This is a genomic window from Micrococcus sp. CS26, from assembly GCF_055522295.1.
In genome coordinates this window covers 45,053-62,228 of record NZ_JBVFVY010000015.1, presented here as the reverse complement: position 1 = coordinate 62,228, position 17,176 = coordinate 45,053, and the positions used below count along the sequence as shown (strand labels likewise).

13 protein-coding genes, 1 tRNA gene and 1 other RNA gene are annotated in these 17,176 nt (G+C 73.8%); 7 read left to right on the top strand and 8 right to left on the bottom strand.

Features of this window, described 5'->3' with window-relative positions; genetic code table 11:
• On the bottom strand, window positions 1-2,478 hold a 2,478-nt coding region (locus ACZ1IK_RS08065), incomplete at its 3' end, for a DNA polymerase III subunit gamma and tau (RefSeq protein WP_465098457.1).
• A gap of 78 nt (window positions 2,479-2,556) precedes the next feature.
• Here ACZ1IK_RS08065 and ACZ1IK_RS08060 point away from each other — a divergent pair.
• Complete coding sequence (locus tag ACZ1IK_RS08060) at window positions 2,557-3,222, top strand: malonic semialdehyde reductase (protein WP_465098456.1); 666 nt, start codon at window positions 2,557-2,559, stop codon at window positions 3,220-3,222.
• 39 nt (window positions 3,223-3,261) lie between these two features.
• On the opposite strand, the gene gluQRS is transcribed toward ACZ1IK_RS08060, so the two are convergent.
• Both gluQRS and ffs read right to left on the bottom strand, forming a co-directional pair.
• A complete protein-coding gene (gene gluQRS, locus ACZ1IK_RS08055; RefSeq protein ID WP_036384004.1) occupies window positions 3,262-4,248 on the bottom strand; it encodes a tRNA glutamyl-Q(34) synthetase GluQRS in 987 nt (328 codons plus the stop codon).
• 16 nt (window positions 4,249-4,264) lie between these two features.
• Window positions 4,265-4,361: signal recognition particle sRNA small type (gene ffs / locus ACZ1IK_RS08050), an RNA gene on the bottom strand.
• 155 nt (window positions 4,362-4,516) lie between these two features.
• Here ffs and ACZ1IK_RS08045 point away from each other — a divergent pair.
• A tRNA-Ser gene (locus ACZ1IK_RS08045) sits at window positions 4,517-4,602 on the top strand.
• Between the two features lie 216 nt (window positions 4,603-4,818).
• Complete coding sequence (locus ACZ1IK_RS08040) at window positions 4,819-6,381, top strand: alanine/glycine:cation symporter family protein (protein WP_063189055.1); 1,563 nt, start codon at window positions 4,819-4,821, stop codon at window positions 6,379-6,381.
• An 87-nt stretch (window positions 6,382-6,468) separates the two neighbouring features.
• On the opposite strand, the gene poxB is transcribed toward ACZ1IK_RS08040, so the two are convergent.
• Window positions 6,469-8,184, bottom strand: coding sequence for a ubiquinone-dependent pyruvate dehydrogenase (gene poxB, locus ACZ1IK_RS08035; RefSeq protein ID WP_041102769.1), 1,716 nt, complete (start codon window positions 8,182-8,184; stop codon window positions 6,469-6,471).
• A 130-nt stretch (window positions 8,185-8,314) separates the two neighbouring features.
• The gene (locus tag ACZ1IK_RS08030) at window positions 8,315-9,211 is read right to left on the bottom strand and encodes an HAD family hydrolase (protein ID WP_101965625.1); all 897 of its coding nucleotides are present in this window, start codon (window positions 9,209-9,211) and stop codon (window positions 8,315-8,317) included.
• 114 nt (window positions 9,212-9,325) lie between these two features.
• On the opposite strand from ACZ1IK_RS08030, the gene ACZ1IK_RS08025 reads away from it, so the two are divergent.
• Both ACZ1IK_RS08025 and ACZ1IK_RS08020 read left to right on the top strand, forming a co-directional pair.
• Window positions 9,326-10,258 carry a TspO/MBR family protein gene (locus ACZ1IK_RS08025; RefSeq protein ID WP_070709071.1) on the top strand — a complete coding sequence of 311 codons (933 nt, stop codon included), beginning with the start codon at window positions 9,326-9,328 and terminating at the stop codon, window positions 10,256-10,258.
• A 150-nt stretch (window positions 10,259-10,408) separates the two neighbouring features.
• Complete coding sequence (locus tag ACZ1IK_RS08020) at window positions 10,409-11,392, top strand: thermonuclease family protein (RefSeq protein ID WP_144818582.1); 984 nt, start codon at window positions 10,409-10,411, stop codon at window positions 11,390-11,392.
• A gap of 20 nt (window positions 11,393-11,412) precedes the next feature.
• On the opposite strand, the gene ACZ1IK_RS08015 is transcribed toward ACZ1IK_RS08020, so the two are convergent.
• The 3 genes from ACZ1IK_RS08015 to ACZ1IK_RS08005 form a co-directional block, all read right to left on the bottom strand.
• Complete coding sequence (locus ACZ1IK_RS08015; RefSeq protein ID WP_246830380.1) at window positions 11,413-12,510, bottom strand: YihY/virulence factor BrkB family protein; 1,098 nt, start codon at window positions 12,508-12,510, stop codon at window positions 11,413-11,415.
• A 107-nt stretch (window positions 12,511-12,617) separates the two neighbouring features.
• Window positions 12,618-14,036, bottom strand: a complete 1,419-nt coding sequence (locus tag ACZ1IK_RS08010; RefSeq protein WP_070709614.1) for an L-serine ammonia-lyase — start codon at window positions 14,034-14,036, stop codon at window positions 12,618-12,620.
• 183 nt (window positions 14,037-14,219) lie between these two features.
• Entirely contained in the window at window positions 14,220-15,134 is a 915-nt protein-coding gene (locus ACZ1IK_RS08005; protein ID WP_101965623.1) for an NUDIX hydrolase, read from the bottom strand.
• 179 nt (window positions 15,135-15,313) lie between these two features.
• On the opposite strand from ACZ1IK_RS08005, the gene ACZ1IK_RS08000 reads away from it, so the two are divergent.
• Together ACZ1IK_RS08000 and ACZ1IK_RS07995 are read left to right on the top strand one after the other, a co-directional pair.
• Window positions 15,314-16,096 (top strand): electron transfer flavoprotein subunit beta/FixA family protein, encoded by a 783-nt coding sequence (locus ACZ1IK_RS08000; protein WP_063189076.1) that lies wholly within the window; start codon window positions 15,314-15,316, stop codon window positions 16,094-16,096.
• Window positions 16,093-17,130, top strand: a complete 1,038-nt coding sequence (locus ACZ1IK_RS07995; protein WP_063189078.1) for an electron transfer flavoprotein subunit alpha/FixB family protein — start codon at window positions 16,093-16,095, stop codon at window positions 17,128-17,130. Before ACZ1IK_RS08000 ends, ACZ1IK_RS07995 begins: the two co-directional genes overlap by 4 nt.
• Window positions 17,131-17,176: the final 46 nt, after the last annotated feature.

Sequence of the window (17,176 nt, the reverse complement as noted above, 5' to 3'; positions counted from 1 at the left end):
CACGGGGCCGTCCCAGCCGGCGGCGCCGACCGGCCGCTCCTCGGCGTCGCGGGCCGGCGGGGTCCAGCCCTCGGGGCCGTCCGAGTCGTCCTGCTCCGCGTCCGGGTCGAACGCGGGCAGCGAGTCCCACGGGTCCTCCTCGGGCGGGGGAGCGTCGTCCCAGGCGGGCGGCTCCTCGTCCGGGCCGCCCCAGCCGTCCGCCGGCGGGGCGGGGGCGGGCGTCGTCGACGACGTCGGCGCCGGCCCCCAGGAGGTGGCGGGAGCCGCGGGCGTCCAGGCGGGGGACGGCTCCGGCGTCTGACGCTGCTGCGTGGCCCGGGGCGGAGCGGCCGGCGGCGCCGGATCGTCCTCCGCGGTGGAGGGTGCGGCGGAGCGCGGCGGGGTGGGGCGGGAGGACTCCGGCTCGCGTGGGGCCTGCCCCGGTGCCGGAGCGGGCCGGTTCGGCTGCGCCGTCGGTCGGTCGGGCCGGCCCTGCTGCGGGGCCGGACGCTCAGGCCGGTCCGTCCGCGCCGGGCCGGCCGGGCGAGCGCCGGACTGTGCGCGGGCGTCCCCGGTCGGCGCGTCCCCACCGAGGATCAGATCGAGCCGCGGGCGGATGCCGAGCACCTGGTGGACGGCCTCGCCGAGCACGCGGTCACCGCCCCGGCCGAGCAGCGACTGGCGGGGCCCGTCCTGCTGGAAGCCGATCGTCAGCAACGAGCCGTCGTAGCCCGCGACGCTCGCGTTGTCCTTCACCAGCATCCACACCAGGCGTGAGGCGTCCTCGAGGGCCGTGAGGATGTCCGGCCAGGCCCGGCGGATCATCTCCACCTGGCTCGCCGCCGGGGCGGGCGTGGGGCTCGACGGCGCGGCCGTCTCCTCCGGCCCGTGGGCGGGGGCCGGCGCGGCACCGGTGCGCTCCTGGGCCTGGGACCGGCCCTCGGGCTCGGGCCGGCCCTCAGGCTCGGCGCGGCTCCCGGCCTCCGGGCGGCGCGTGTCCCCGGAACGGGCCCCGACCTCAGCCGGTTCGGGCCGCCCGGGCTGCGGCGCCTGCTGCGGACGCTCGGACCCCGTGGCCCCGGCGGCGGCGTCCCCCTCCGGCGCCTCTGCCGCGGACTGCGGGGCAGGCGGCGTCCAGCGCTCCGGCGGGGCGGTGGACGCGGTCGGCGCGGGCTCCTCCGGCCGCCGCATGGCGGCCCGGGCGAGCGCGGCACCGGTCAGAGTGCCGGAGCCCTCCGCGTTCTCGGCCGATCCGCCGCCGTCCGCGGCGGGCGTGCCGGACCGGGCCGGCGTCGTCGTGCCCTCCGGGGCGCCCTCCTCGACGGGCGCGGCGCCACCGAGCTCCAGGCGCCGTTCGAGGGCCTCGAGGCGGGCGGCCAGGCCGCGGTGCGTCTCGTCCGAGGCAGGCAGCAGCAGGCGCGCCATGAGCAGCTCGAGGTGCAGGCGGGGACTGGTGGCCCCCACCATGTCCGTCAGCGCGAGGTTGGTGACGTCCGCGAGGCGGGAGAGCTCCGCGCGGGAGAGCTGCGCGGCCTGCGCCGACAGACGCCGCACCTGGTCCTCCGGCATGCCGTGCAGGATCGCCCCGGCCTCCTCCGGCAGGGCACGGGCGATCACGAGGTCGCGGAAGCGGTCCAGCAGGTCCTCGACGAAGCGGCGCGGGTCCTGGCCGGACTGCACCACGCGGTCCACCACGCGGAATACGGTGGGGGTGTCGTCCGCGGCGACGGCGTCGATCACGTCGTCCAGCAGGGCTTCCGGGGTGAAGCCGAGCAGGCTCACCGCGAGCTCGTAGGAGACCTGGCCCTCCTGGGCACCCGCGATCAGCTGGTCCAGCACGGAGAGCGTGTCACGCACCGAGCCCGTGCCGGCGCGCACCACGAGCGGCAGCACGCCCTTCTCCACGGACACGCCCTCCTCCGCGCACAGCTGCTCGAGGTAGGCGATGAGCGGCTCCGGCGGCACGAGCCGGAACGGGTAGTGGTGGGTGCGGGAGCGGATGGTCCCGATGACCTTCTCCGGCTCCGTGGTGGCGAAGATGAACTTCAGGTGCTCCGGCGGCTCCTCCACGATCTTGAGCAGCGCGTTGAAGCCCGCCGCGGTGACCATGTGCGCCTCGTCGATGATGAGGATCTTGTAGCGGTCCCGGACCGGGGCGAACGTGGCCCGCTCGCGCAGGCCGCGGGCGTCCTCCACACCGCCGTGCGAGGCCGCGTCGATCTCCAGCACGTCCAGCGAGCCCGGCCCGCCGGTGGCCAGGTCCCGGCACGAGTCGCACTCGCCGCACGGCGTGGGCGTGGGGCCTTGGGCGCAGTTCAGGCAGCGCGCGAGGATGCGGGCGGACGTGGTCTTGCCGCAGCCGCGCGGGCCGGAGAAGAGGTAGGCGTGGTTCACGCGGTCCTTCGCCAGTGCGGTGCGCAGCGGGACCGTGACATGGTCCTGCCCGATCACGTCCTCGAAACGGTCCGGGCGGTAGCGGCGGTACAGGGCGGTGCTCACCCTCGAAAGCCTATCCGGCGGGCGGACGGGCTAAGGGAGCCGGGGAATGCGCCCACCCACCGGCCCGTTCCCTGGCCCATGACCACCACGCACATGCACACCGACGCCGAGGACACGATCCACCCCACGCAGCCGGCCCCGGACGCGGGACCGCTGAGTCAGGCCGAGATCGACCGCCTCTTCGCGGACCGCCACACGACGCAGCTCTTCTCGGACGAGCCCGTCGACCTCGAACTGATCGAGCGGGCCTACGCGGACCTCCGCTGGGCGCCGACCGCCATGAACAACCAGCCGCTGCGGCTCGACGTCGTGGACAGCCCCGAGGCCCGCGCCCGCCTGGCTCCGCTGATGATCGAGTTCAACCGGGAGAAGACGGAGCGCGCCCCGCTCACGCTGATCGCCTCCTACGACCTCGACTGGCACCGCCACATGGGCCACCTCGCCCCGTTCCGGGAGGGCTTCGAGGAGGATGCCGAGGGCAAGCCGGGCATGCGCGAGGGGATGGGCCGCACGAACGCGCTCATCCAGGTGGGCTACCTGCTCGTGGCCCTGCGCGCGCACGGGCTCGAGGTCGGCCCCATGGCCGGGTTCGACGCCGCCGCCGTGGACGCCGAGTTCCACGCGGACCGTGCCTGGAAGTCCCTCCTGGTGATCAACGTCGGCCACGCCGCCGCGGACGACGAGAAGGCGCAGCAGCCCCGCCAGGGCCGCCTCGACTTCGCCCAGGCCGCCCAGGTCCTCTGACCGGGGCCGGGCCTGCGGCGGGCCGGGACGCCGGCCCGCTCAGAGCCCGGTGAACACCCACGGATCACGCGGCAGGGCGGCCGGGTCGAACGCGGGCACGGCGGCCGCCAGCGGTCCCGCGGGCAGGCCGAGGGACTCCAGCAGCCGGTCCCGCACCCGCTCGGGGGTCCACGCCGGGTCCTGCGCAGCGAGGTCCTCGAGCGTCACGGCGCCGTCCCGCTTGGCCAGCCGCCGCCCCTCCGCATTCAGCACGAGCGGCACGTGCAGGTACTCCACTGCGGGCGTCGGCTCCCCGCGCGCGGCGCACAGCACCTCGGCCAGCCAGCGCTGGCGCGGGGCCGAGTCGAGCAGGTCGTCGCCGCGGACCACCTGGTCCACGCCCTGCGCCAGGTCGTCCACGACGACGGCCAGGTTGTACGCGTACGCCCCGTCGTTCCGGCGCAGCACCAGGTCGTCGACCAGGCCCGTGACCTCGCCGTGCAGCACGTCCACGGCGGTGGCGCGCGGGATCTCGCCCGCCGGCAGGCCCGCGACCTTCGCCGCGTCGATCCGCAGGGCGGCGGGACGCACCCGCCGTCGCTCGGCCCGCTCGGCCTCCGTCAGGCCGCGGCAGGTGCCCGGATAGAAGCCGGGCGGACGCAGCGGCACGGCGCCGCCGGAGGCGGGGGCGCCGTCGTCGGGCCTCGGGTGCGGGGCCGACGTCGCCTCGGCGATGTCCTTGCGCGAGCAGAAGCACTCGTAGACCGCGTCCGCGCCGTGCGCGGCCCGCAGGGCGGCCACGGCGGCGTCGTACCGGGCGGTGCGCTCGGACTGACGCACCGGCTCGGCGTCCCAGTCCAGCCCGACGGCGGCCAGGTCCGCCCGCTGCCCGGCCTCGGCCCCGGAGCGGACGCGGTCCAGGTCCTCGACCCGCAGCAGGAAGGCACGGTCCGTGGCGCGCGCCGCGAGCCACGCGACGAGCGCGGTGCGCAGGTTGCCCAGGTGCAGGCTCCCCGTGGGGGAGGGGGCGTAGCGTCCGGCGGGCATGGGATCTCCTGGGGAAAGTGAAGACCCCTCACGCACCTGCCAGAGCCCACCTACCCTTGCTACCTTCCGGTCCTGGGGGAGTTCAGCGAGATGACACCACGTGAGGGGCCGCCCACGACTCTACCAGGGCGGCGGTGGGCGGGGCGATTCGGGCCGCGGCGAGACCCGGACCGGGCCCTCGCCTCCCGCGGGGGATTGGCGCGGCCCAGGACGATCTGGTTATGATGGAGCCTGCCCTCGCGCGGTCCGCCGCATGAGGGCGCACCAAGGAGGATTCGCCTAGCGGCCTATGGCGCACGCCTGGAACGCGTGTTGGGTTAACAGCCCTCGGGGGTTCAAATCCCCCATCCTCCGCGTGTAAGCCCCGGGACCCCAGTGGTTCCGGGGCTTTTCGCATGTCCGGGACCGCTGTCGAGGGGGAGGATGCGCCCGGACTCCTCATCCGCCGCGCTGGGTGCGAGACGTGCGTCACATTTGCGCGTATCCTTCTCCCCAGTCGCCCGGGACCGCCGGCGGCCGCCGCTCGGAGCTCGCACCGCACCGGCCATCCCCACCCGATCTGGAGACCCCATGTCCTTCGCAGATCTCATCACCGCCGTGAACGACGTCATCTGGTCCCCGGCCCTGATCTGGCTCTGCCTGATCGTCGGCCTCTACTTCACCATCCGGACCATGTTCCTGCAGTTCGTGAACATCCCGGACATGGTGAAGCAGCTCCGCGAGGGCCAGGACTCCGCGGACGGCACCTCGTCCCTCCAGTCCCTCATGATGTCGCTCGCCGGCCGCGTCGGCATGGGCAACATCGGCGGCGTCGCCACGGCCATCGCGTTCGGCGGCCCCGGCGCCGTGTTCTGGATGTGGGTCATGGCCCTGCTCGGTGCCGCCACGTCCTTCATCGAGTCCACGCTCGGCCAGATCTACAAGGAGCGCGACCCGGACACCGGCGAGTACCGCGGCGGCCCGGCGTACTACTTCGAGAAGGCCTACAAGCACACGGCCGCCGCCCCCGCGTTCAAGGTGTACGCCATCCTGTTCGCCGTCGTCACCGTCTTCGCCACCAGCTACTTCCTGCCGGGCGTGCAGGCCAACGGCGTGGCCGCGGCCGTGGGCGAGGCGTGGGCCGTGCCCGCCTGGGTCGTGGCCCTGGCCATGGTCATCCTGCTGGCCTTCATCGTCCTGGGCGGCGTGAAGCGCATCGCGACGTTCGCCGTCTACGTGGTGCCCGTGATGGCCGTGCTGTACATCATCCTCGCGCTGATCGTGCTGTTCCTGAACTTCGACCAGATCCCCGAGGTCTTCGGCTCCATCTTCGCCAGCGCGTTCGGTGTGCACGCCGTGTTCGGCGCGATCCTCGGCCTCGCCATCCAGTGGGGCGTGAAGCGCGGCGTCTACTCCAACGAGGCCGGCCAGGGCACGGGTCCGCACGCCGCCGCGGCCGCCGAGGTCTCGCACCCGGCCAAGCAGGGCTTCGTGCAGGCGTTCGCCGTGTACATCGACACGCTCTTCGTCTGCTCGGCCACCGCGTTCATCATCATCTCCACGGGCGCCTACCGGGTGTACTCGGACGGGTCCGGCTCCGGCCTGCTGTTCGAGGGCATCGTCTCGCCGACGGCCTCCGAGGGCCCGGCCTTCGTCCAGACCGGCTTCGACGCCATGTTCACCGGCTTCGGCCCCACGTTCGTGGCCGTGGCGCTCGCGTTCTTCGCCTTCACCACGATCGTGGCGTACTACTACATGGCCGAGGTCAACCTCGTGTTCCTCACGCGCAACCTGCGCAACGGCATGGTCCGCCGCGTCGTGCTGCGCTTCCTGCAGGCCCTGATCCTCGTGTCCGTGGCCTACGGCGCCGTCGCCACCACGGGTGCGGCCTGGGGCCTCGGCGACATCGGCGTGGGCTCCATGGCCTGGCTGAACATCCTCGGCATCCTCGTGCTGCAGGGCCCGGCCCTCAAGGCCCTCAAGGACTACCGTGCACAGAAGCGCCAGGGTCTCGACCCGCAGTTCGACCCGCGCCCGCTCGGCATCCGCAACGCGGACTTCTGGGAGCACCGCGCCGACGGCCTGATCACCCAGGGCGTCGCCGGCACGGCCGAGCACCCGATCGTCACCGAGGGCGGCGCCCACCGCGCCTGACGGGCCGGCGGGGCTGGGCCCTCCCCGCCCCACCACGACGACGGCCCGGACGCCGCCAGCGTCCGGGCCGTCGTCGTGCGCGGCAGGTCAGAACAGCTGGCGCAGGTTCGCCTTCGCGAGGTCGAGCAGCTTGGTGCCCTTGCCGTCGAGGACGGTGCGCATGGCGTAGAGCGCGAAGCCCTTGGCCTGCTCGAACTCGATGCTCGGCGGGATCGTCAGCTCCTGACGCTCGGTCTTGACCACCAGCAGCGCAGGCCCGTCGTGGGCGAGGAACTCGCGCATCACCGCAGGCAGGTCCGTCGTGTGGTCCGCGCGGAAGCCCTTGATGCCGGCTGCCTCCGCGATCGCCGCGAAGTCCGGGTTCTGCAGGTCCGTCCCGAAGGGGACGAACCCGGCGGCCATCATCTCGAGCTCCACGAAGTTCAGCGAGTCGTTGTCGAACACGAGCGTCTTCACGGGCAGGTCGTTCTGCACGAACGACAGCAGCTCGCCGAGCATCATGGCCAACCCGCCGTCGCCGGCCATCGCCACCACCTGGCGGGTGGGGTCGACCGCCTGGGCGCCGACCGCCTGCGTGACCGCGTTGGCCATGGAGCCGTGGGACAGGGAGCCGATGATCCGGCGGCGCCCGTTCATCGTCAGGTACCGGGAGGCCCAGACCACCGGGGAGCCGACGTCGGGCAGGAACACCACGTCGTCGTCGGCCAGCTCGTCGAGGAGGCGGGCCACGTACTGCGGATGCACGCGTCCGCGTCCCGGGGAGGCCAGCTGGTCGAGGTCCTTGCGGGTCTTGGCGTAGTGCTTGAGCGCCTTGTCCAGGAACGCCGACGACGAGTTCCCGCGCAGCAGCGGCAGCAGGGCCTGGGCCGTCTCCTTCACGCCGCCCACGAGCGGCACGTCCACGGCCACCCGTCGGCCGATCTGCTCGCCGCGCACGTCCACCTGGATGACCGTGGCGTCCTCGGGGTAGAACTGCCGGTACGGCAGGGAGGAGCCGAGGATCAGCAGCGTCTCGGCCTCCTTGAGCGCGTGGTAGCCGGAGGCGAAGCCGAGCAGGCCGGTCAAGCCGACGTCATACGGGTTGTCGTACTCGATCCGGTCCTTGCCGCGCAGCGCGTGGACGATCGGGGCCTGCAGGCGCTCCGCCAGGGCCACGACCTCGTCGTGGGCGCCGGCCGCACCCGCGCCGGCCAGGATGGTGATCCGCTTGGACGAGTCCAGGGCCTCGGCGGCCTCGCGCAGCACGGAGTCCGCCGGGATGACGCGGGACGGCGTGTGACGGATCACCTCGGGCTTCGCGGAGAGCTCGGTGAGGGCCACGTCGCCCGGGATCACGAGCACGGCCACGCCCCGCTGCTCGACGGCGGCCCGCATCGCGGTGCGCAGCATGCGGGGCATCTGGTCCGCCGAGGAGACGTGCTCCACGTAGACGGAGCACTCGCGGAACAGGTCCTGCGGGTGGGTCTCCTGGAAGTAGCCCGAGCCGATCTCCTCCGAGGGGATGTGCGCGGCGATCGCGAGCACCGGAGTGCGCGAGCGCTGCGCGTCGAACAGGCCGTTGATCAGGTGGAGGTTGCCCGGACCGCACGAGCCCACGCAGACCGCGAGCTCGTCCGTGAGCTGGGACTCGGCGGAGGCGGCGAAGGCCGCGGTCTCCTCGTGCCGGGTGTGCACCCACTGGATGCCGCCGTGGGAGCGCAGGGCCTCGGTCAGCCCGTTGAGGGAGTCCCCGGGCACGCCGTACATGCGGCGCACGCCCGAGGCGTGGAGGGTCTCGACGATGTTCTGGGCGACGGTGGCCACGGTGGAACCTCTCTCTGGTCGGGAGGCGCCCGGGCCGGTTCGGCAGGGGCGCGGCATTCCCTTCCACGCTAGGGGTCGAGGTCCAGGCCCGGGGAGGGTCGGCCGCCCGCAGAGGGGGCGTCCGGCCTGGTCAGCGCAACAGGTCGCGCTCCACCCAGCGCAGCAGGGACTCGCCCGCCCGCTCGTGGACGTCGTCGGCGTCGCCGATGCCGCGTTCGGCGAGGATCGCCGCCGTCACCACGCCGTAGGGCTTCTCGGGGACGCCGTCGGCGGGCCGCACGTCCATGTGCTCCACGGCGAGTCCGCGCTCGTGCAGCCGGTCGGCCATGGCGTAGTCGCTGCGCGAGTCGCCCGCGGTGAGCCAGCGTTCGGGCACCGGGGTGCCCGCCTCCGCCAGCAGGTCGAAGCAGCGCTCGACGCCCAGGTCCTTGCCGGAGGAGCGGTGCTCGACGTCCACCGAGATCACCGAGGGGGCCACGCGCACCTCCTCGGCGAGTCCGCGCTCGGCGAGCAGATCCTCGACGCGCGCGGCGACGTCGTCGCGCACCCGCTCGTACTCCGTCTGGTCCGCGCCCACTGTCTTCTCGAGGGAGACCATGGCCAGCTTGGTGTGGTCCGTGAACTGCAGGTCCCCGGCGCGCTCATCGTTGAGGGCCCAGATTGCATCACGGGTGTCCGCGTCGATGGCCATGTCCGGGTCGGTGCGGAGCCAGTCCGGGGCGGTGCCGTCCACGGTGACGTCGGGCAGGTCCCCGGAGGGCACCGCGGAGAACGGGAACCACACGGCGCCCTTCTCGCAGATCGCGTGGAAGGGAGCGTCGTCCGGGAGGCCCGCGTCGCGCAGCGGGGCGATCAGGTTGTGCAGGAGGAAGTCCGTGGAGCGGCCCGTGTTGAAGCCGACCGGCACCCCGCGCCTCGCGAGGCGGACGAGCACGTCGATGATCCCCTCCGGCACGGTCCGGGTCTCGGTGGAGGCCACGGGGGCGTCCACGTCCAGCAGGAGTCCTATCGGGGAGGAAGTGCGCATGCCCCCACCCTAGGCCGCGGTGGCCCGTGCCCGCGATGGGCCCGGCGGCTACGCTGACCCTGAGACCCGCCCCGCCCGGGGCACACCCCCGACGATCACCCCACGGGAGCACCCATGAGCACCGCCACCGACCTCGGCCCGTCCCGCAGCCCCTTCGGCCCCGACGCCGCGGCGCGCGTCCCCAGCTCGGGGACGGGGCTGTCCTCGACGGGCGGCCGGGTGGCCATGCTCGTGGTCGTGATCCTCGCGGTCGTGGCCGCGTTCCTGGGCTCCGGCGTCGTCGGCGGCCTGACCCCCGTGGCCGAGGCCGCGGGCGGCTGGCTCGGCCCGGACGCCACCTGGGTCTCCCCGGCGACCCCCGCGTTCGGCATCTGGTCCGTGATCTACGCGGGGCTGCTGGCGTACGCCGTGTGGCAGTTCCTCGCCTCGGCCCAGTCCGCCCGTCACGACCGCCTGCGACCGTGGATCCTGGTCTCGGTGCTGCTCAACGCCGCGTGGATCTGGACGGTGCAGGCCGGGCTGCTGGGGCTGAGCGTCGTGGTGATCGCGCTGCTGCTGACGTGCCTGGCGTGGATCCTGGTGCTCCTCGAATCCGTCCGCGCGCACAGCTGGGGGGAGCGGATCCTCCTGGACGGGGTGCAGGGCCTGCATCTGGGCTGGGTCTCGATCGCCGCCGTGGCGAACCTGGCCGCGTGGCTGGCCTCGACCGGCGTCGTCGGCGATCCGGGGCAGTCGTCCTTCTGGGCGAAGGTGATGCTCGTGGTGGCCGTGCTGATCGGCGCGTTCACGGCCGTGTACAACGGCGGCCGCCCGGCTCCGGCGTTCGCGCTCGCGTGGGGTCTGGTGTGGATCGGCGTCGGCCGCGCGGACGGCACGGGGCTGCTCTCGGGCAGCCTCGCCCTCCTGGCGTGGGGCGGCGCCGCGATCGTCCTGCTGTGCTGGCTGGCCGCGCTGCTGCTCTCCCGCCGGTCCGCGACGGGCGAGGCCCGCGACCTCGTCCTCGACGCCCTCGACGGCGGCGGCGACCCCATCGACGGCCGCCGCTGACCCCCGTCGTCATTGACGGAACGGGGACCGATGTTGTCGTGACGTGCGGCAACACCTGTGCCTCCCACCTGCGATGATGTGGTGATCCGAAGGCCCCGCCTCACGGCGGGGCCTTCGTCATGTCCCCGTCCCTTCCCCTCCAGGATCCTCGTGCCCCTTGCCCGTCTGCGCGCGGCGCTCCCCGCGGCCGCACTGTCCCTGCTCCTGCTCACCGGCTGCACCGCCACCGACGACGGCGTCACCCCGGCGAGCGATGCCGACACCTCCGCGTCGGTCAGCACGATGCCGATCACGTCCACCCCCTCCGTCGACGCGGCTGCGACGAGCCGTGCCGCTGCGTCGTCGCTGGCCGCTTCCTCCTCCGCCGCGCAGAGCTCGCGCGCCGCAGCGTCGTCCTCGAGCGGGGCCGCCGAGTCGCGTGCCGCTGAGGGCTCCCGCAGTGCCGAGCCGGCGGCGCCCGCCGCCCCGGCCGACGTCGAGGGAGACGTGGTCACGGTCGAGTCGATCTCGGACGGCGACACGCTCCGCGTGACCCTCGGCGAGGTGTCCACGCGGGTGCGCCTGCTCAACATCGACACCCCCGAGACCCACCACCCCTCGAAGCCGGTCGAGTGCATGGGACTGGAGGCGACGGCGGCGCTGAAGTCGATGATCAGCCCCGGCGACACGGTGGTGCTGCGGTACGACCGCCGGCTCTACGACCGCTATGACCGCCTCCTCGCCGGCGTGTACGCCGACGGCGTCCTGGTCAACGCCGAGATGGCCCGCCTGGGCTATGGCGAGCCGGCGGTCTTCGACGGCAACGACCGTTTCCTGCCCGAGGTCGAGGCGGCGTGGGAGCAGGCCCGGGCGAACGGCGTCGGCAGGTTCTCCGGGGAGTGCGGCACCGCGGCCGAGCCCATCCCGGAGGCGGCCCCGGCCCCCGCCCCGGAGGCGGCCCCCGCGGCCGGCGACGCGGGGCCGGTGCGCGGAGCCGACTCCGTGTGCCCGGACTCCCACCCGGTCAAGGCCAACGACAACTCGGGCATCTACCACATGCCCGGTCAGCAGCACTACGGCAAGACCAACGCGCGCAACTGCTACGCCTCCGCCGCCGCGGCCCAGGCGGACGGCTACCGGGCGGCCCGGCGCTGAGGGCGCCGCATCGGGTGCGGTCAGCGGCCCTCGTGGACCGCCCGCAGCTCGTAGCCGCGCTCCTCCACGGCCGTCTGCTTCTCGGCGCGCTTCTCCACCCCGGCCACGTCCTTCGGGGGCAGCTGCACCCGAGCCTCGGCGGGCAGGCCGGCCTCGAGCTGGCGGGCACGCTCCACCTCGGCGTCGACCTCCAGGCCGAGCAGCAGCACGATGTTGAAGATCCACAGGGCGAACAGCAGCGCCATGATCGTGCCGATCGCGCCGTACGCCGAGTAGCCGGCGAACTGCGTGAAGTACACGGACAGGGCCACCGCGGCCAGCACCATGCCCACCAGCGCCACGATGTTGCCGGGGCCGAAGAGGTGGAAGCGCGGCTTCTGGACGTTCGGGGTGGTGTAGTACAGGGTCGCGATCAGCACCAGCAGGATCAGGACGACGACGGGCCACTTCACCCACGCCCACACCGGCAGGAACGTGTCCGACAGGAAGTTCACCACGCCGGTCATGCCGAGCGGGCCGGCGATCGGCTGGAGGAAGCCGTCCACGAGCGAGCGGTTCAGCGCCAGCGAGAGCAGCACGACCACGATGCCCACGATCAGGATGAGCGTGGTGAGCAGGTTGGTCAGCGTCAGCTTCACCAGGCCGCGGCCCTCCTCGTAGCCGTACACCGTGTTGGCCGAGCGATTGAACGCCTTCACGTACGCGGAGGCGGACCACAGGGCGGTCGCGATGCCGATGACGAGGGCGATGATCCCGCCGCCTGAGGCGGCCGAGTCGCTCATGGTGGTCACCAGGTTCGTGACGAGCGCCTGGTAGTCGCTCGGGACCAGACCGGTCAGCTGCCCCAGCAGATCGTCGATGGCTCCGCGGTTGGAGGCGAGCACGAGGGACAGGATGGAGAACACGGCCAGCAGCGAGGGGGCCAGCGAGAGCACCAGGTAGTAGGTGAGCTTCGCGGCCAGGTCGGTGCCGCCGTCGTTGCCGAACTCCTTGAGCGCGCGCGTGAGCGCGTACTTCCAGCCGGCGCCGTCGAGCTTCACCCCCTTGAGCCGCTCGGCACGCTGGTCGGGATCGATCTTCGCGGCCTCCAGGGTCGCGTCCACAGGATGAATGGCCACGTCGGTCCTCTCGCGCTCGGGGGCAGGGTGCGGATCGGGCCCCACGCTAGCGGACGGGTGCCCCGTCCGTCCCGACCGGGGCGGCGCTGGGCCGCGGACCCAGGCGATCAGCACTCGATGACGTTCACGGCCAGGCCGCCGCGCGAGGTCTCCTTGTACTTGGACTTCATGTCCGCGCCGGTGTCGCGCATGGTCTTGATGGCCTGGTCCAGGGTCACCCGGTGCGAGCCGTCCCCGAGCAGCGCCAGCCGGGCCGCGTTGATGGCCTTCACCGACGCGATCGCGTTGCGTTCGATGCACGGCACCTGGACCAGGCCGCCCACGGGGTCGCACGTCAGCCCGAGGTTGTGCTCGATCCCGATCTCGGCCGCGTTCTCCACCTGGTCCACGGTGCCACCGAGCACGGCGCACAGCGCGCCCGCCGCCATGGAGCAGGCCGAGCCGACCTCGCCCTGGCAGCCGACCTCGGCGCCGGAGATGGAGGCGTTGCGCTTGTACAGGATGCCGATCGCCGCCGCGGTGAGCAGGAACTCGACCACCTTGTCGTCCCGCTCCTGCTGCGTGGCGCCCTCGGGGAGCACGAAGCGCATGTAGTAGAGCATGACGGCCGGGATGATGCCCGCGGCGCCGTTCGTGGGCGCGGTGACGATGCGCCCGCCCGAGGCGTTCTCCTCGTTCACCGCGAGCGCGAAGAGGTTGACCCACTCCATGGCCCACATGGGGTCGGTGCGGTCGGTGGTCTGCAGCAGGTGCTCCCGCAGCGCGGGGGCCCGACGGCGGACCTGCAGTCCGCCGGGCAGGATCGGCTCGGTGCGGGTCACGCCGTTGTGGACGCATTCCTCCATGACGGCCCAGATGGCCAGCAGCCGGGTGCGCAGCTCGTCGAGGTCGTGCCGGGTGGCCTCGTTGGCGAGCATGAGCTCCGCGATGCTCAGGCCCGCCTCGTGGCAGCGGGCGGCGAGCTCGGCGCCCGTGGAGAAGGGGTACGGTTCGCCGGTGTCGCCGTCGTCGGCGCGGTTGACGTCCTTGGTGGCGTCCAGCTCGGCCTCGAGCTCGTCCGAGGTGACCACGAAGCCGCCGCCCACCGAGTAGTAGTCGCGGGTGTGGAGCTGTCCGCCGGCGTCGTCGTAGGCGGTCAGGCGCATGCCGTTCGGATGCCCGGGCAGGGACTCGCGCATGTGCAGCGTCAGGTCGCCCCGCCGGTCGAAGGCGATCTCGTGGCGCCCGTCCAGGGGCAGCCGACCGCCCGTGACGATCTCCTCCACGAGCCCGGTGCAGGCGTCCGGGTCGATGGTCTCGGGGTCCTGGCCGGCCAGGCCGAGCAGCACCGCGGTGTCCGAGCCGTGGCCCACGCCGGTGGCCGCCAGCGAGCCGAACAGCTCGGCGTGCACGCGGGCCGTGCGCTCGAGGACGCCGTGCTGGCCCATGCTGTCCGTGAAGCGGCGGGCGGCGCGCATGGGTCCCACGGTGTGGGACGAGGACGGGCCGATGCCGATCGAGAACAGGTCGAGGACGCTGAGCGCCATGCAGTGCTCCTAGGGTGCGAGCGGGACGCGCGGAGCCGGGGGTGCGGGCCGGACGCGCGGAGCCGGGTGATCCGGTGCAGACCAGACTAGGGGCACGGGGCCCGGCAGGCCATGGGGTCGCGGGTCGAGGTCCGCGGTGCTCTCCGGCCCGTCGCCCGCCGCACGGACCGGAGCCGGGAGCGCTCAGAGGATGTTGTCCTTGGACTCCTCCACCTGCGCGGCCGCACGGAACGCCGTCAGGTCACGCAGATACTCGTCCGCGTGGCGGAACACGGGCCCCTGCCCGGCCACGAGCATGACCCCCTCGAGGGGCTCGAACCGGGAGCGGCCCGCGTGGAGGTCCTCGCCGGCGTCGACCAGGGTGCGCAGCTGCCACCACGTGGGGGCCATCAGGTTGACCTCGCCGGCCCGGAAGCGGCGCAGCAGCTCGGCGGGCGACGCCCAGCCGTGGCTGGCCGCCTCGGAGGACATCCGCTCGGGGGACTGACCCTGCGGCAGGTGGACGGCGAAGAAGAACGTGTCGTAGCGGCGCGGGCCCCCGTGCGGGGTGATCCACCGGGACCACGGCACGAGCGCGCCGGCGTCGGGGCGCAGCCCCTCGCGGTCGAGCAGATCCCCGAAGTCCACCTCGTGGCGCTCGACGGCGTCGCGCAGCTCGTCGGGGAACGCGGCCACCCGGGCCGGGTCCACGGGGGTGCCGGTGGCGGCGTCCCGGGCCAGGAGCACTCCGGTCTCCTCGAACGTCTCGCGGACGGCGGCGGCCAGCACGCGGCCGGCGCCGTCGGCGGGGTCGAGTTCCGCGAGGGTGCCGTGGGCGTCCGCGGGCTCGTGCGGCAGCCCCAGGCGCCGGCCCCAGTCGGCCAGATCCGTGCCCTCCCACAGCCGGTCCGGCAGGTCGTCCGCGGGGTCCACGCGGCCGCCGGGGAAGGCCGTGGCGTGGGCGCTGAAGGCCATGGTCCCGGCGCGGCGGACCGTGAACACCGAGGTCTCGCCGTCGGCCCCGGGTCGGACCAGCACGAGGGAGGAGGCGGGCACCGCCGGGACCCGGGGCCGGTCCTCGGCGACCGGCGGCTCGGCGGACGGGGCGGCGGGGCTCACGGTGCCTCCTCGGTTCGGGCGATCATGGTCCGGACGCGCGGGCCGACGACGGCGGCCCCGGCCGCTCCCGCGCGGGGGTCATGCGGCCCGGATGTGCGCGGACCCGTAGTCTGTAGCGTAAGTCGCCGCGCTCGGGGCGGAGGCCCCGGGGCGAGACCGCGACCCAAGGAGGAGAGGCCGTGAAGATCCTGGTGCTGGCCAAGCAGGTGCCGGACACGTGGCAGGAGCGTGAGCTGAGCCTGGAGACCGGCTGGGTGGTGCGCGACGGCGCGGCCGAGCCCGTGCCGGACGAGATCAGCGAGCGCGTCATGGAGGTCGCCCTGGGCTGGCGGGACGCCGGCGCGGACATCGAGGTCGTGGCCCTGACGGTGGGCCCCGAGGACTCCTCGAAGACCCTGCGCAAGATGCTGGCCATGGGCGCGGACTCCGCCGTGCAGATCACCGACGACGCACTCGTCGGCTCGGACGCCGTGCAGACGGCTCGCGTGATCGCCGCGGCCGTCGAGAAGGAGGGCGCCGACCTCGTGCTCGCCGGCACGCTGTCCACGGACGGAGGCACCGGCGTGGTGCCCGCCATGGTCGCCGAGCTCCTGGAGCGGCCCTACCTGCCGCACGCCGAGGCCCCCGAGCTGGCCGACGGCGAGCTGACCGGCACCGTGGCGACCTCGGACGCGGACGTGCGCGCCGCCGTCGCCCTGCCCGCCGTGGCGGGCCTGACGGAGAAGACCGCGGAGCCGCGGTTCCCGAACTTCAAGAACATCATGGCGGCCAAGAAGAAGCCGCTCACCGTGCTGTCCCTGGCCGACCTCGGCATCGCCGCGGGCCCGGCCGAGGCCGCCTACCGCTCCGTGATGGTCTCGGCGGACACGCGTCCCGAGCGTGCCGCGGGCGAGAAGGTCACCGACGACGGCACCGCCGCCGAGCGGCTGGTGGAGTTCCTCGCGGGTCGGGGGCTCGTGTGAGCGCGAACGTGGAGGAGACCGAGATGACGACGCAGACCGACGCCGCGAACAGCGGCCAGACCGTGCTGGTGCACGCCGAGATCGGCGCGGACGGAGCGCTCCGCCCGATCGTGGCCGAGCTCCTCGGCGCCGCCGCCACCGTGGGCGTGCCCGAGGCCGTCCTCGTGACCGGCGCGGAGGGCAGGGACGCCGCCGTCGCCCGTCTGGGGGAGTACGGCGCCACGCGCGTCCACGTCCTCGTGGCCGACGACGCCGCCACCACCCTGGGCGACGCCGCCGTGCAGGCCCTCGCCGCCGCGACCGCCCGCACCGCGCCCGTGGCCGTGCTGCTCTCCGGCAGCCCCGAGTCCCGCGCGGTGGCCGGCCGCCTGTCCGTCCGCGCCCGCGGCCCCGTCTGCGCGGATGCCGTGGGGCTGCGCTGGGCCGACGACGAGGTCATCGCCCGCCACTCCGTGTTCGGCGGCGACTACCTCAGCGAGTCCACCGGCGAGGGCGGCCCCCGGATCATCACCGTGCGCCCCGGCGCCGTCGCGGACCGGGCCCCGGCCGTCGAGGCGCCCGAGGTCGTGGAGCTGGCCGCCGCCGAGCTCGGCCCGGTGACCGCCGGCGCCCGGGTGCTCGAGGTGAACGCCCGCACGCAGAACTCCGCCCGTCCGCCCCTGCGCGGCGCGAAGACCGTCGTCGCCGGCGGTCGCGGCGTGGGCTCCGAGGAGGGCTTCGCGATCGTCGAGCAGCTCGCCGACGAGCTCGGCGCCGCCGTGGGCGCCTCGCGTGCCGCCGTCGACTCCGGCTACACCGCGGCCGAGCGCCAGGTGGGCCAGACCGGCGTGATCGTGTCCCCGAACCTGTACATCGCCCTCGGCATCTCCGGCGCCATCCAGCACCTGGCCGGCATGAAGACCGCCAAGACCATCGTGGCGATCGACAAGAACGAGGACGCCGAGATCTTCGAGCACGCCGACTTCGGCGTGGTCGGGGACATCTTCCAGGTGGTCCCGCAGGTCATCGAGCAGCTGCGCACCCGCCGCGGCTGAACCGGTGCGGGCGCGGTCCGCTGCGGACCGCGCCCCTCGGACGAGG

Bases quoted from the DNA above. Each gene is read 5' to 3' on its own strand.
- ACZ1IK_RS08060 (WP_465098456.1), top strand. From the start codon at position 2,557: ATGACCACCACGCACATGCACACCGACGCCGAGGACACGATCCACCCC.
- gluQRS (WP_036384004.1), bottom strand. From the start codon at position 4,248: ATGCCCGCCGGACGCTACGCCCCCTCCCCCACGGGGAGCCTGCACCTG.
- ACZ1IK_RS08040 (WP_063189055.1), top strand. From the start codon at position 4,819: ATGTCCTTCGCAGATCTCATCACCGCCGTGAACGACGTCATCTGGTCC.
- ACZ1IK_RS08030 (WP_101965625.1), bottom strand. From the start codon at position 9,211: ATGCGCACTTCCTCCCCGATAGGACTCCTGCTGGACGTGGACGCCCCC.
- ACZ1IK_RS08025 (WP_070709071.1), top strand. From the start codon at position 9,326: ATGAGCACCGCCACCGACCTCGGCCCGTCCCGCAGCCCCTTCGGCCCC.
- ACZ1IK_RS08010 (WP_070709614.1), bottom strand. From the start codon at position 14,036: ATGGCGCTCAGCGTCCTCGACCTGTTCTCGATCGGCATCGGCCCGTCC.